At 36.2% G+C, this 15554-nt stretch carries 12 protein-coding genes; 1 reads left to right on the top strand and 11 read right to left on the bottom strand.

Annotation, left to right across the window (positions count from 1 at the left end; genetic code table 11):
- Positions 1–5: 5 nt before the first annotated feature.
- The 9 genes from I5677_RS15115 to I5677_RS15075 all read right to left on the bottom strand — a co-directional run bounded on the left by I5677_RS15115 (position 6) and on the right by I5677_RS15075 (position 11036).
- Entirely contained in the window at positions 6–1664 is a 1659-nt protein-coding gene (locus tag I5677_RS15115) for a sensor histidine kinase (RefSeq protein ID WP_197662482.1), read from the bottom strand.
- 352 nt (positions 1665–2016) lie between these two features.
- The gene (locus I5677_RS15110; protein ID WP_197662481.1) at positions 2017–3762 is read right to left on the bottom strand and encodes an extracellular solute-binding protein; all 1746 of its coding nucleotides are present in this window, start codon (positions 3760–3762) and stop codon (positions 2017–2019) included.
- Positions 3763–4731: 969 nt separating this feature from the next.
- Complete coding sequence (locus I5677_RS15105; RefSeq protein ID WP_197662480.1) at positions 4732–6087, bottom strand: hemolysin family protein; 1356 nt, start codon at positions 6085–6087, stop codon at positions 4732–4734.
- Between the two features lie 27 nt (positions 6088–6114).
- Positions 6115–6471: a type II toxin-antitoxin system PemK/MazF family toxin gene (locus I5677_RS15100; RefSeq protein ID WP_197662511.1), complete on the bottom strand. Its 357-nt coding sequence runs from the start codon at positions 6469–6471 to the stop codon at positions 6115–6117.
- An 86-nt stretch (positions 6472–6557) separates the two neighbouring features.
- Positions 6558–7757, bottom strand: a complete 1200-nt coding sequence (alr, locus tag I5677_RS15095) for an alanine racemase (RefSeq protein ID WP_197662479.1) — start codon at positions 7755–7757, stop codon at positions 6558–6560.
- 51 nt (positions 7758–7808) lie between these two features.
- The gene (locus tag I5677_RS15090) at positions 7809–9341 is read right to left on the bottom strand and encodes an NAD(P)H-hydrate dehydratase (protein WP_197662478.1); all 1533 of its coding nucleotides are present in this window, start codon (positions 9339–9341) and stop codon (positions 7809–7811) included.
- The gene (gene acpS, locus I5677_RS15085; protein ID WP_197662477.1) at positions 9338–9709 is read right to left on the bottom strand and encodes a holo-ACP synthase; all 372 of its coding nucleotides are present in this window, start codon (positions 9707–9709) and stop codon (positions 9338–9340) included. The genes I5677_RS15090 and acpS overlap by 4 nt, the downstream gene beginning before the upstream one ends.
- 40 nt (positions 9710–9749) lie before the next feature.
- Entirely contained in the window at positions 9750–10355 is a 606-nt protein-coding gene (locus I5677_RS15080; RefSeq protein WP_197662476.1) for a hypothetical protein, read from the bottom strand.
- 33 nt (positions 10356–10388) lie between these two features.
- Positions 10389–11036 (bottom strand): redox-sensing transcriptional repressor Rex, encoded by a 648-nt coding sequence (locus I5677_RS15075; protein ID WP_197662475.1) that lies wholly within the window; start codon positions 11034–11036, stop codon positions 10389–10391.
- Between the two features lie 303 nt (positions 11037–11339).
- On the opposite strand from I5677_RS15075, the gene abc-f reads away from it, so the two are divergent.
- Complete coding sequence (gene abc-f / locus I5677_RS15070) at positions 11340–13337, top strand: ribosomal protection-like ABC-F family protein (protein ID WP_197662474.1); 1998 nt, start codon at positions 11340–11342, stop codon at positions 13335–13337.
- 201 nt (positions 13338–13538) lie between these two features.
- On the opposite strand, the gene I5677_RS15065 is transcribed toward abc-f, so the two are convergent.
- Together I5677_RS15065 and I5677_RS15060 are read right to left on the bottom strand one after the other, a co-directional pair.
- On the bottom strand, positions 13539–14207 hold the full coding sequence (locus I5677_RS15065) for a GntR family transcriptional regulator (protein ID WP_197662473.1): 669 nt from the start codon (positions 14205–14207) through the stop codon (positions 13539–13541).
- Positions 14208–14273: 66 nt separating this feature from the next.
- Positions 14274–15443: an isocitrate/isopropylmalate family dehydrogenase gene (locus I5677_RS15060; RefSeq protein WP_197662472.1), complete on the bottom strand. Its 1170-nt coding sequence runs from the start codon at positions 15441–15443 to the stop codon at positions 14274–14276.
- Between the last annotated feature and the right edge of the window lie 111 nt (positions 15444–15554).

The following is a 15554-nucleotide window of genomic DNA, read 5'->3' as shown; positions in this document are numbered from 1 at the left end:
TAAATTTATGCAAAAATCCCATCCATACAGCTGAGTGGAATTTGTATCATAATGTCCGTGCCGTTTTGTGTAACACTATCAATGTCAAATAAGATGTTATCATCACAATACATTTTTAATCTTAAAAATGCATTTAATATGCCTGTACTTTTTGATTCATTCAACATCTTTATATCAGCATTGGAAATCATTTTTCGTATACTCTCAAGTTTTTGTTTTTCAAAACCTATTCCATTATCTGATATTTCGATAAACATAAAATCACCATTGTTCGTAATAGTAACAGAAATAACACCTTCTGTTATAGAGGCTTCAATACCATGAATACATGCGTTCTCAATAAAAGTTACAATGGATAGCTTAGGAACCAAATATTTTTTACACTCCTCCTTGATATATTGAAAATATTTAATTTTATCCCCGAATCTATATTTTTGAATATTAATATATTTTTCAGCAAATGTCATTTCTTCTTCTATTGTTACAAAATCAGATCCCCAGTTCATGCTTTTTCGAAATAGTACTGCCAGTTCGCCTATGATATCCGCAGTTTCAGTTTCATTTTTCAAGAGACTTCTCATGCGTATTGTTTCTAATGTATTAAAGAGAAAGTGAGGGTTGACCTGACTCTGTACAGCTTTTAATTCAGCTTGTTTTTTAGATAATTCCAAGGCTTGCTTTTCAGCATTTCCCTTAAATACAACTTCAATTAGGTCCTTAATTTTGATGACCATTAGGTTATAACTTCGTATTAGATTGCCAATCTCATCCTTTCCTTCTTTAATATCAATCACTTCAAACTTTTCTTTTTTTACCTTACCCATGTACTTCATTACAACTGATAGTCTTTTACTGATGGAGCGTCCCACAAAATAAATTAAAACGGATGGGAACAAAATATTAAACAACACTAAGAAAAACAAGCCCTTCGATTTTAAAAACATGGGCCAGAAGGCAGTGTCTTCAGCAAATATTAAGATTTCCCATTCCTGAGTTCCGGCTGTGAATGTTGTTTTCATTGTAACATTGTCTTCTTTTACAGTATTCGCTGGTATATAATCTCTTGTACTACCCGCTCCGGGTAAATTAGAGAATAAGATATATTCGGGATTTCTTACATAGATTACTCCATCAATTTTTTCATTCAAGACTTCTCTCTGCATTAGATTATAGTCCAAATCAATTTTTAATAATTTCTTAATACCTAAACCAAAATGATCCATTGATCGTATTATACTGATGGTTCTACTGCTTCCGCTTCCCGGAATAAAACGTTTTCCCTCATCATAATAAGTATATAATAGAATCTCTTTTCCACTTTCTTCAAACGCTTGATACCATTGTGTTGTAATGATGGTATCTAAAGTACCTATATTGGCTCCATTTATTAAGGTATTATTATCTGCATATATCATTATCTTATATAACATACCGTAATTATAATTATAACTAAAATTATTATTTGTCAGCATCCTACGATAGTCATAATAATACTCTAAATAATTATCATATTTCTTATTTAAAAATTCGTCCAATAAGCTGTCCGTGTACAGATTATATGTAAACTTAATACTTGCTTCTATGATTTTATTCAGATTATATTCAACTCTCTCCATAGTATTAGTCAGATGATTTTCATTCTCTTTTTTATAACTTGAATTCATGGTATACAAAATAATGGCATCTGTTACTATAATAGGTAATAATACACAGAAGCCATAAATCAAAAGTAATTTTGTCCTTATTTTAAAATTATTCAGATTGAAGCGTTTCATTTAGCACTTTAATTCCTTATTTGAGATTTATAGTCCAAGTTTCATACAATTAATAATATAATAATGAGAAAAAAGCATTTAATTATATTCATCTGTTTATTGATTTATATGAATACTTTATTTAATTCTACACAATTATTTATAATTTTTCAAGAACATTCATTTGTGATTGATTGTTCGTTCTAACAAATAAGCAGAGGTTATGGATTGGATTGCTATAACCTCTGCTTATTTGACTTGATTATTCTACTCTGTCTACCCCTTGTGCAACTGCAACTCTTCTTCGAGCCTCCTCTGTTAAAGTAGCTTCATATACTTCCAAATCTACCTCAGTCGTCAATAAATTCTGATATTGTTCCCAAGTACTATCAAAATCTGCTGTTGAGGCCATAATCACCTTGGGTAGCCACTCATGCTTTATCTCATCCATCTTAATCTTAGCAATACCATAATCAGTCTCACCGGTCCATGTATTTGTAAAAGACCACATCGGAAACCAGTCTGAATTTTCTACATCTGTATTTAAAAAATCAAGAAAGTTAATAAATCCATATGCGTCTAGTAGTTTACGATCCGTTTCTGTTAATGTTTTACGAAACTCACCGGGCTGCTCAGAAGGTTTTACAGTATTAATACCATCTGCTAGCATACCTTCATAATGAGGGAAGTAATCATAGGAGCAGAGATTTTCACCAACCCATTTGGTATCCTCTCTTTGCTTTCTTTGTTTTTCTGTTCGGTAGAACACTTCATCTTCACCTACGAAGTAATCTATACCTTCTTCTCCCCAATATCTTAATATCATAACTTCAGGAGATAATAAATCATTTATAAATTGTAACGCCTCCTCCGGATTTTCACAGCTTGTACTGATACCAATACCATTGGAAGCATCCAAGACGGAAGGTGAATACCAACGGTCAATTGTATCCGCATCCAATGTAATGGGCTGCGGGACATAAGTTCTTTCAACTAAACCGGCTGATTTTAAGGTTTCCTCTGCGGTTTGAAAGTTCCAATGTTGATCTACCATCCCTACCACTCTACCGGAAGAGATCTTTGATATATACTGATCATAGGAATCGGTAAAGGCTGAGGCATCGAAATATCCGTCGTTGTAGACCTGATTTAATTTCTTAAAGTAGTGATACGCTTCATCAATTGTATTATAATTGTATGCTGTTATCGTTTCAGGATCTACGATACAAACACCGTCATTCGGATATCCAGCCAAGAACATTGGCGGATTTTCCAATCCAAAATATCTCCAGTCGTTAGAGTATACAGTAAATCCCAAAGTTGATTGTCCTTCTATCTCAGGATTTTCATCAACGTAACGATATACAATATCAAAAAATTCATCTATTGATTTAAGTTTTGGATAATCCGCCCATTCCAGTACTGCTTTTTGAATCCAAAACGCCTCATCCTCGTGATTCGTTGCGGTTTCTTTTCCTTGTATAATACCAAACTGGGGTATGATATAGATATGTCCATCTTCCTTTCGTATTTTATTCCATTGATTTTTTGAAAGATAGTTCTTAATATTCGGGTAATCATCCCAATATTCATCAATTGGTATCAATGCTCCTGCCTCGATTAACATTGCGGTACCGGCAGATCCGTCAATAAAGTCAGGATATTCACCACCCGCAACCATTACACCAATTCTTTCTGAAACGGTTTGCTCTGTAAGCCAGGTCATATTAACTTTACCTCCGGTAACTTCAGCAATCGCATTCATAACACGGTTATTCATAGGAAGTTCATTTCCCGGAACAGCAAAAAACGCGGAGTATTCTCTAAAATACGAATCTTCATCTTGATCATTGGCTTTATCATTTGATTGGTCATAATCTTGATTGTTTTCTTCGTCATTTCCTTGATCATTTTGATTATCCTTATTATCTCTTCTGCAACCAACAAGAGTTAATCCAAATAACAAAACAATCAGAATAACAGAAATCACAGAGTATATTCTCTTCAAGTAATTTCCTCCCTTGTTAACTAATTGTTTGTTACAATAGCATATTCGAACAAATTTTCTTGAGTATCAATTTATTTATACAGCATATTCTAACCATAGGAAATTAAAATATACAATTGCATCATTAGCAAAAATCACCTCGGAATACTTATAAATAGATCATCTTATTTTATTTATATCAGGAATAAATTTGAACGCCAATTGGTTTGTCCGACATATTTTTACATAATTATATCCAAGATTGACATAAATATGTACCAAATTGTTCACAAATTATCTTTAATCTATCCATAATTTGAACATAAATATTGTCTATAATAAAACCAGAAAGTGATAAAATTTTTCACTCTCCTCCTCCCTACATTATATATAACAAGAGGGTGTCTTTAAAAAGACACCCTCTTATTTTATTCGTAAAGAATGTCCATGCATCAAAAGCAGATTTATGTTTATAAAATTTTCAGTTCTTCATTCTTTTTTTATATTCTCTTCACAAAGTCATCACATTTTATTCTTATAATGAGAGCATAGATCGTGATAAAACACTTTCTACTCCCACCCTATTATACGCTAGTTATACAACTCTCCTGTTGTATAACACAACAAAAAAACCTGCTTATGCAGGTTTTTTTGAGTTCAGTGTGTTTTTCACTGAACAATCGCCGTAGGCGATATTGGGTTAACGAACATTTTGGCTTTTTCAAAATGTGAGTGATCCTAAAACCTGCTTATGCAGGTTTTTTTGAGTTCAGTAATGTTTTAAGCCAATCCAAAAAGACGGGACATAAGTTCCCTACACACACTCGTTGAAGTATATATCCCTTTTATAGTTTGCCTGATTTATACATAAATGTTCGTATCAGACAAACTATGCAAGGAATAAGTTCTCCAAATAGTACATTTAAGGAAATCCTATGTCCCATCTTTTTATTCGTTTCTTCGTCCGCAGTGATTTTATATATACTTAGTTTACTCCATTACTTTTACCGGTTCTGCGATTTCCTCACTTAGTTCCGGAAGCTTGGATATCCTTACTAATTGTATCATTTTGTTCATAGTCTCAAGGATATTAAACCGGTATCCTGCATATTCTAAAATTGCTTTTTCCCCATCCTGTGGAATTCGATCTAATATAGAAATTAATAATCCGTTTAATGTATCAAAATCTTCATGTTCAATGGAAATATGTAACTCATCCTCCAACTCCTCAAGGCTGATTGAACCATTGACAACATAGGAATCATCTTCAACGGATATTACCATCTTTTCGTCTTCATCATATTCATCTTGGATATTACCAACAATTTCTTCTATAAAATCCTCCATTGCTACAAGACCCGCGGTTTGGCCATATTCATCGATTACAATAGCCATATGGATGTTCTTTGACTGCATGTCATGAAATAACATATTAATATTTTGTGTGTCTGGTACAAAATATGGTTCTCTTGCTATCTCATTCAGGGACTTTGACTTAAGCTCCTCCGATATGTATGCACAAATCACATCCTTAAGATGCAAAATCCCAATAATATTATCTCGATTTCCTTCATATAAAGGATATCTGGAATAATTCTCTGAAAGCATAAACCGAAGGGCTTCTTCAACTGTCATTTCAGCACTTACAGCAATAATCTTCTTTTTCGGTGTCATAATATCCTGCGCTTCTTTTTCATCCAATTCTATGATATTCGATATCATCTCTACCTCACCGGCATCAAATACGCCCTGTTCACGGCCCTCGTTAACCATAGAAATGATTTCTTCCTCAGTCACACTTTCGGACAACTCAGAGGGTTTGACTCCGAATATAAACAAAATGATATTCATGGTTTTTTCCAATAACCATACAAACGGACGGAATAAGAAATTTAATGCTCTTAGTAATCCCATCACATGATAGGATATGGAATCGGCATGTTTTATCGCGATTTTCTTAGGTAGAACGGTTCCAAACAAAGTAATTAGGAAAACCAGAAACACCGTAATGAAAACATAAAAAACCGGTGTAATAATATTACTGTCTATTTTTATACTACTTTTTATGATCATTTTATCGATCCAAGGCAGGAAATGTACTACATAAAAAACACCAGCCAAAATACCTGTACCGTTTATAACCAGTTCTGATACATGGATATACTTATCAGGTGTTTTAAGAACTTTTAGAAGAGTAACCGATTTTCTATCTCCCCCTTCTGCCTTCTTTCTTACACCATTTTCATTGACATTATATAAAGCTGTACTTAAACTTGTTATAATTGCTTTTAATATGATTAATAAAGATATAATTGCTATTCCCGATAAGGGGTTGCCTTCGTCCATTGTAAAGATGACTCCTTCTTTCTATTTTTATCTAAAATATGTATCTAAAGAAAAACTAATAATAAGGGCTTTATCAATTTTCTTTAATACATCCCGATCCAAATGACAGACTTTTTCTTTTAACCTGGATTTGTCAATTGTCCTTACCTGCTCAAGTAATATAACTGAATCCTTTACGATCCCATATTTATCTGCATCCAGTTCCACATGGGTGGGAAGTTTGGCTTTATTCATTTTTGATGTAATTGCCGCACATATAACAGTAGGACTATGTTTATTACCTGTGTCATTTTGAATAATTAAAACTGGCCTGACACCTCCCTGCTCAGATCCTATTACAGGTCTCAAATCAGCATAAAAGATATCTCCTCTTTTTATTACCACTTTACTCACACTCCAATATTAGGCTTAACCTTATTATTGCCAGTTTCTTCGTGTGTATTCCATAAAGTGTTATTTGTTCCATAATATTATTCGTACTTTATTTCTGAGTAAACTCTGGGTATTCGTTTTCCAACGGTACATACTAATTCATATGGGAAGGAATGAGACCACTTTGCCAGTTCCTCCACACTGATATATGCCTCCTGATCCTTTCCAAGAAGTGTAACCGTATCCCCCTGTTTCACATCCTTAATATCTGTAACGTCTACCATAAACTGATCCATACAGACTCTTCCGATCACCGGTGCATACTCACCATGTATGATTACCTTTCCGGTGTTTGATAAATTTCTGGAATAACCGTCTGCATAGCCAACCGGGATTGTAGCAACTTTTGTTTTTCGATTTGTTACAAAAGTTGCTCCATAACTAATACCGACTCCTGCTTCTACTTCTTTTACATATATCACACGGGATTTCAGTTCCATCGCAGGACGTAGTTTTATTTCGTTTTTGTTAACCCATTCCGATGGATAAATCCCATAGGTAGCAATACCGCATCGAACCATATTCAAATCAGCATCAGGTGTTTCAATAATTCCTGCGCTGTTAGAGGCATGTTTCATTGGAATATCGATCTGTTCTTCTTTTAGCAGTTGATCAAATTCATTAAACCTTTTTAATTGGTTCAGGGTGTATATTTTATCTGTCTCATCTGCTTTAGCAAAATGGGTAAATAAGCCTTCCATTTCTAACCCTCTTAGTCTAGCAATACGTTTGATTTCAGTAATGCTGTTCGTAGAATCTGAGAACCCTAATCTACTCATCCCGGTATCTATTTTTATATGAATTTTAACTTTTTTTCCCTGTTTTACAGCTTCCTCAGATAGTGCCTTTGCCATATCATATTGGTAAATTGTCTGGGTAACATCATAGGATACCACCAAATTGATAAGCTCCTGGGGCGTGTAACCAAGAATTAAGATGGGTTTTGTAATTCCTGCCTCCCTGAGCTCAATGGCCTCTTCAATGATAGCAACTCCATAGGCATCAATTTGATCATTTAATGCCATTGCAATTGGAACAGAACCGTGTCCGTAGGCATCCGCTTTTACGATTACCATTAATTTTGTTCCATTATTTATTTTCTTTTTAATCTGGGAAATATTGTGACGAATGGCATTTATATCAATATTAGCCTGAACTCTATAATAGTTTGTGACTTGTGTATTCTGTCGGTACTTATTGTTTATTGTATTCTTAAATTCAGAAATATGTTCTTCCATAATATGAGCATCCCCTTCTAGAAAACGTTTACTCTTTTCTTATGATGCATACTAATTCTTTAATACTTTATTGATAGCTTCTACTATATCATCGGCCATAAGGGAATACGGTCCTTTTTCTTTACAGGCTTCATCTCCTGCCAATCCGTGAATATAAACTGCCAAGCAAGCTGCTTCAAAGGAGGGCATACCTTGGGCGATCATAGCTGCAATCATACCGGTCAGAACATCACCGCTACCGCCTGTAGCCATTCCGTTATTACCGGATATATTAATGTATTTTTTATTTTTATGAGCCACAACTGTTCTTGCATCTTTTATAACATGTATCAACTTACTATTATAAGAACATCTTCCTGCAGTGTCAATGATATTATCTGTTATAAATGAAACCTCTTCTCCCAAAATCCGGGATAATTCCCTGAGATGCGGGGTTAAAATCGTTCCATCTGCCAATAAATCATTTACTAATTCAAGTCTTTTTTCTAGGTCATTGCTTTGTTTATCCAACCAACGGGCAAGTATATTAAGTCCATCCGCATCAATGATAACCGGCACTTGGGCCTCATTTATAACGATGGATAACAATTCATTTGCCTTTTCTGATTGACCTAATCCCGGACCGATTACAATAACAGATGCCCATCTCAATGCTTTCAATATTTCTCTGTTCTGTTCACTCTTTTGCATATCATTTCTGTCATAAGCTTCAAATAATGCTTCCGGTAACAATGTCTGAATAATTTCACGGTTATCCGCGCAGGTAAGGACCTTAACAAGTCCAGCCCCCATCCTATATGCTGCCTTAGCGGATAAGAAAGCAGCTCCACTAACTCCCTTACTTCCGGCTATCACAAGAACCTTACCATAAGTTCCTTTATGACTGTAATTGCATCTGATAGGAAGCTTAGCTAAATCCTCTGCTTCATAATAGAATGCATCCGGCTCTGTCTGTTGGATTGCTGCTTCGGGAAATCCGATATCAGCAACGGTAATCCTACCGGCATATTCGGCACCGGGATACAATAACAATCCAAGTTTTTGTACTCCGAAGGTAATTGTCTCATCAGCCCGGACAGCCATGTTTAACACTGCGCCGGTATCAGCCGATATACCGGAGGGTATATCAACGGAAAAAACCAAATTCTTCGTCTGGTTAATTTCCTGAATAATGTTTTCATAGATACCTGTAACCGGCCTGGAGAGACCGACACCGAGGATTGCATCAATTATTATATTATATTCATGGAGCTTGTTGCTGTTTTCAAAAGTTATTCCCAAATTCTTGGCAATTTCTATTTGAACCTTAGTTTGCTCCGTCGCTTTCTCTTCATCAAAAAGTAAAAGAATAGCAACATGATAGCCCTGTAAATACAGAATTCTACCTGCTGCAATTCCATCACCGCCATTATTACCGGGACCACATACTGCCAAAATTCGGCTTGATTTATCTATCCTCTCTTTAATTCGTTCAACAGTTTGAAGCGCTGCCCGTTCCATTAACACAAGGGCCGGTATTTTAATTTCATTGACCGTAATGTCATCCATATGTTTTGTACTCTTAGAATTTAAAGCAAATTTCATACTCCTGCCTCCGTTTCTCCTATGACAAAAGCATTCGCATAATCCTTCGTATTGGATATGGACACATGAATTGTGGCGACTTTTTGTTCCCTTGCAAGTTCAGCTGCTTTCCCATAAAGGGTTACAAACGGTTTTCCAAGTTCATTACGAAGTACTTCAATGTCCGATAGTAAAATCCCTCTAAAACCCGTTCCAAGCATCTTTGAAACCGCTTCTTTCACTGCAAAATTACCCGCCGCCTTATAACGGTCGGCTTTTATCATTTTAACTTCCTCTTGTGTAAAGTATTTGTTAAGAAAACTTTCTTTTTCGCAGGCCTTTAAAACCCGATCCACTTCAATTAGATCTACTCCGATTCCGGTAATCATCCCTGTACCGCTCTTTCTTTTCCTTTACTACTACATTATCCTATTTATGTTCCTGGTCAAATATTTCCATTACTTCAGCACCCAGAAGATTATGCATATTGGTATAAATCAGATTGTTTTTCTCTTCCAGATCTTGCTTTAACAGTATTTTTTCCTTAAGTTCCTCTCGAATTTTGGTAATCCATTCCGCTACCTTGGTTAGCTCAGTTTTGTTATGATTTAGTCGTTCATAGCAGACAGCCATACTCTCTACCATTAATTCTTCATTAACTTCTTTGATCTGATAAGGAATTTCTGATAATTCATCCATGGCTTTCTCAATCTTATCATTTAGTTCTTTGATAAATTGTTTGTTCTTATCCAGTTTTTTTTCCTTTGCTTTCCCAAGTAAATCCTTACCAATATCCATATTAACTACGATATCTTTTAATAGACTGCTTTTTAGCTTTTTCATGTCTTTTATGTCATTAACCAGCTTACCTTGTTTTTTCAGGAGGGTATTTACCCTTTGCTCCAGTTCCCTTATTTTTGCATTTTTTGCTTCGTTCGGGAATACTTCATGCCACCTGGAATCTAAAGTAAGAATAGGTATCTTCTTATTCTTTACGACGGCGTTATAATCAAATTTCTTCTTTTGTTTACCCATATAGGTAACCGCCCTTCTCTTTTTCCAATTGTTTTATTCCTCATCCTCAGGATTGTCCTTTGAAGACAATCGATAAGACAGTTTCATAAGACTCTCAGCCAAATGAACATTTTCTACAGTAACTTCTTTTGGAATTTGAAGATCTGTGGGAGCAAAGTTCCATATCCCCTTGATACCCCACTTTGCTAAATCGGCTGCCAGTTGTGCTGCTTTTGTTTTCGGAACGGTAAGAGCTGCGATATCTACTGAATTAGTACTGATAAATTCTTCCAAAGTATCGATATCCATAACTTCAACTCCTCTGATGGACACACCGATTAGCCTCGGATTTACATCAAATAAGCCTTTCACAAAAAAACCCCTACGCTCAAAATCAACGTAGTTAGCTAATGCTTGTCCCAGATTACCTGCTCCTATAATAATTATATTATAATTTTTGTCAAGTCCAAGTATTTTTCCTATTTCAGAGTGGAGATATTCAACATTATAACCATAACCCTGTTGACCAAAACCGCCAAAATTATTCAGATCCTGTCTAATCTGAGATGCTGTTACCTTCATTTTCTCACTTAATTCCTTAGAAGAGATACGAACAACATCCTTCTCTAATAAATCTCCTAGGTAACGATAATATCTTGGTAATCTATTAATAACTGCTTTGGATATATCTTTTTTTTGCATGGATTTAACCTCCTTCTCAGTATATTCTATTACCATATATTATATTGGATTGTTAAAGATAAGTCAATGTATCTTTACTTTACTTGCCGGGGGAGTATGTGCTAAAATAATTCTTGTTATGTATAATGAGAACCCAGAACATCTCAGTTAGGAAATACACTCCTAGAACCAAATCAAAAGCCAATAAATATCGATTGGTACGATATACTTTCCGGTTAGTTTGCCCCGGTAAATGCCAGTGACATTGATATTAATATATACGAATAATAAAATCTTAACACATAGAAAAAGGAATGAACCTATATGATCTTAGCATGTCAGAATATAAGTAAGACCTTTGGTACAACTCAGATACTGCAAAGTGTCTCCTTTCATGTAAATGAACGGGAAAAAGCTGCTATTGTCGGTATCAACGGAGCAGGAAAATCAACATTATTGAAAATCATTATGGGGGAACTTTCTCCTGATGAAGGCGAGATTATACTATCCAAGGGAAGCACCATAGGTTATTTGTCACAACATCAGAATCTATCCTCCGATCATACTCTCCACGAAGAGATGTTAACGGTAAAGCAGGATATTATCAACCTGGATATGCAAATCCGAGCATTGGAACTGGATATGAAAAATGCCGAAGGCGATAGACTAAATCAGCTGTTAAGCACCTATACCCGCCTTATGCATGATTTTGAAACCCAAAACGGTTACGCTTATCAAAGTGAAGTTACCGGTATATTAAAAGGTCTGGGCTTTTCAGAAGAAGATTTTAGTAAAAAAGTAAATACCCTGTCCGGAGGACAAAAAACCAGAATCGCCCTTGGTAAACTGCTGTTATCCAAACCCGATATTATTCTGCTGGATGAGCCAACCAACCATCTTGACTTAGTCTCCATTGCATGGCTGGAAACCTTTCTGCTTAATTATAACGGTGCCGTGATTGTGGTAGCCCATGACCGTTATTTTCTTGATAAAGTGGTTTCCAAGGTGATAGAACTGGATCATACCAAAGCGACCACCTTCGAGGGCAATTACTCTGCTTATGTTGATAAAAAAGCGATGGTACAAAATGCTTTATTGAAGCAATATCTTAACCAGCAAAAAGAAATCAAACATCAAGAAGAGGTTATCGCCAAGCTACGCTCCTTTAACCGTGAGAAATCCATCAAGCGGGCAGAAAGCCGCGAAAAATTGCTGAATAAGATTGAACGGGTCGATAAACCCACGGAACATACACAGATGCACTTTAGTCTGGAACCCAGAGTTATTAGCGGTAATGACGTTCTAAGCATAACCGGATTATCAAAATCCTATGGAAACTTAAAATTATTTTCTGATCTTAGCTTTGATATTAAGCGGGGGGAAAAGGTTGCTATCATCGGTAATAACGGGACCGGTAAAACCACGATATTAAAAATTATTAACGGACTTGTTGCTGCTGATGCAGGAGAAATCAAATTAGGTTCTAAAGTCCAAATTGGTTTTTACGATCAGGAGCATCAGGTACTTGATCCTGACAAGACTTTATTTGATGAACTACAGGATACTTATCCCCACCTTGATAATACAACCATACGAAATATTTTAGCTGCCTTTTTATTTACCGAAGACGATGTCTTTAAAAGAATTAAAGATATTAGCGGTGGTGAAAGGGGCAGGGTCTCCTTAGCAAAGCTGATGCTTTCCGAGGCTAATCTACTTATCCTTGATGAGCCCACTAATCATCTGGATATCGTCTCGAAGGAAATCCTTGAGAATGCTTTAAACCATTACAGCGGAACCGTGTTATATGTATCCCACGACCGTTATTTTATCAATAAGACCGCTACAAGGATTATGGATCTGACTGAGCAAACTTTACTTAACTATATCGGTAACTATGATTATTATCTGGAGAAAAAACCGGAGATAGAATTGGCCTATCTTGGTAAATCAAAAGATAACCAATCAGTATCTACAGCCAATAAAACCGGAGCTTTTGGTTTTCCTGCTACTACTCTATCTTCCATAGCATCACCTGATTTAGGTTCAGATACGGACTCTATCAGTGATAATAAGCTTACTTGGCAGCAACAAAAGGAAGAACAGGCCAGACAAAGAAAAAGAAAAAGCGATCTAAAAAAGACAGAGGATGAAATTCATCTGATTGAAACGAGAAATGAAGAAATAGATCTTTTACTTACAAAAGAAGAAATCTATACTGATGTTTCTAAGTTAATTGAACTAAATAATGAAAAGAAGGAAAACGAAGCACGGCTGGAGGAGCTGTTAGAGCAATGGGAGCTTCTTGCCGGCGAAGAGTAAATCACTTCTGAGTAATAATATCGCTAGATTTCTATGCTTTCCTAAACTTTCATCGTTGTAAGTTGACTAAGTACTAAGATGAACTGTAAGTAGCTAAATATAACGCTTGTTATTCTAGCAAATAAACTGAATAAAAGATAATAATTCCGAAACCTTAAGTGGCTGTTTCAAAATGAAGATTTTGAAACAGCCACTTAAGGTTTACAGACCCTGTTCACTTATATTTTTAATTGTATTAATAATATGCTCATGAGCCAAAGCCTCTGCCAGTTCACCGTCACGCTTGATAATTGCATCAAGGATTGCTGCATGCTCTTCTCTGGATTTTGCCGCCCGGGAGGGACGGGATAACGTAACTTTACGGACCCTTTCAACATAATGATGGAAATCAGAAAGTACATGATCCAGTATTTTGCTTCCGGAAGCTTTGTAAATCAAATCATGAAATTTATTATCCAGTTCCACCAATTGATCATAATGATTTTTTTTTGCATGGAATTCAGATAAATATAATATTTCGTCCAATGCTTCTATCTGCGCTTGTGTAATATGTTCACAAGCCCATTTCGCACACAAGCCTTCAAGGTAAGATCGAATAATAAAGATATCCTGGATATCCTTTGAGGTAATACCGGTTACATAAGCACCCTTATTAGGGATAATCGTAACCAGACCCTCCAGCTCCAGTTGTCTTAAGGCTTCCCTGACCGGTGTCCGGCTGACACCCAACTCGGCACCGATGGTATTCTCCTTTAGTTCTTCATTCTCTTGATAAACACCTGACAGGATATCCTCTCTGATTTTATTAAAAACCCTGCCTCTCAAGGAATATTTATCCGTCACCTCTTTGTGAAGATATAAATCTTCCAAGGATTTCCCTCCTCATAAATGTCTGAAGTTTATTGGAAAAACCCCAAACAAAAGCTGTGAATTATATTAATTCATATTAGAGATTGTTTCCATTAAGTAATCTGCAAACGCAGCACTGGTAGCACCGGTGTTTCTTCCTGTTATTACCAGCTTCTTTTCTTTTACCGTACAGATTTCAAGAGCACGATAAAGCTTATCTGCTTCTTTGTTATATCCGATATGTGCAAGGAGCATAGCACCTGCACGGATTACGCTGCTGGGATCTGCATAGATATCCCTGCCTTCATCCACCATACGGGGAGCTGAACCATGGATTGCTTCGAACATGGAATATCTTTTACCGAGATTTGCACTTCCTGCGGTTCCAACGCCACCCTGGAACTCTGCTGCCTCGTCAGTTAAGATATCACCATAGAGATTCGGAAGAACCAATACCTGGAAGTCTTTTCTTCTCTTTTCATCTACCAGTTTTGCTGTCATGATATCGATATACCAGTCATCCGCCTCGATCTGTGGATATTCCTTTGCTATCTCACGGAAGATATCCAAGAACTTACCGTCAGTTGTCTTAATAATATTAGCCTTTGTTACAGCAGTTACTCTTGTCTTACCGTTATTCTTAGCGAATTCAAAAGCGGCTCTGATAATTCGTTCGGTTCCCTGAGAAGTTACAACTGTAAAATCCACACCTAGATCTTCGGTTACATGAACACCCTTGCTTCCGACTGCATAAGCTCCCTCCGTATTTTCACGGAAGAATGTCCAATCGATACCCTGCTCAGGAATTTTCACCGGTCTTACGTTGGCGAACAGATCCAATTCTTTTCTCATAGCCACATTAGCACTCTCAACATTGGGCCAAGGATCACCTTTTCTAGGTGTTGTAGTAGGGCCTTTTAGTATAACATGGCATTTCTTTAATTCTTCCAAAACTGCCGTAGGAATTGCTGCATTTTCCGCTGCTCTTCGCTCTATGGTAAGACCATCAATTACTCGGAATGCTACTTTACCTGCTTTTACATCATCTGCAAGTAAATATTCTAATACTCTTTGAGCCTGACCGGTAATCGCGGGACCAATGCCGTCACCACCGCATACGCCGATGATGATCTGATCCAAAGCTTTATAATCAATGAAATCACCTTGGGCTTTCATCTGCTCTACTCTTTGTAACTGCTCAACCAGTAACTGTCCGAATTTTTCCTTTGCTGCTTCAATTCTCTCTGTTGTTATCATAATAATCCTCCAATTCATTTTTTTAAGACAAGACCTTCCTTTACATATCCCTGGTGATTTGTAATTCTGATTTCCTTTCGGATAGTACTTAGCTTGTTTTAAATCCATGTA

The sequence above is a fragment of the Mobilitalea sibirica genome, from assembly GCF_015999265.1.
Taxonomy (GTDB): Bacteria; Bacillota; Clostridia; order Lachnospirales; family Lachnospiraceae; genus Mobilitalea; species Mobilitalea sibirica.
The sequence above is the reverse complement of the archived record's forward strand: the minus strand, read 5'-3'. Positions and strand labels throughout refer to the sequence as shown.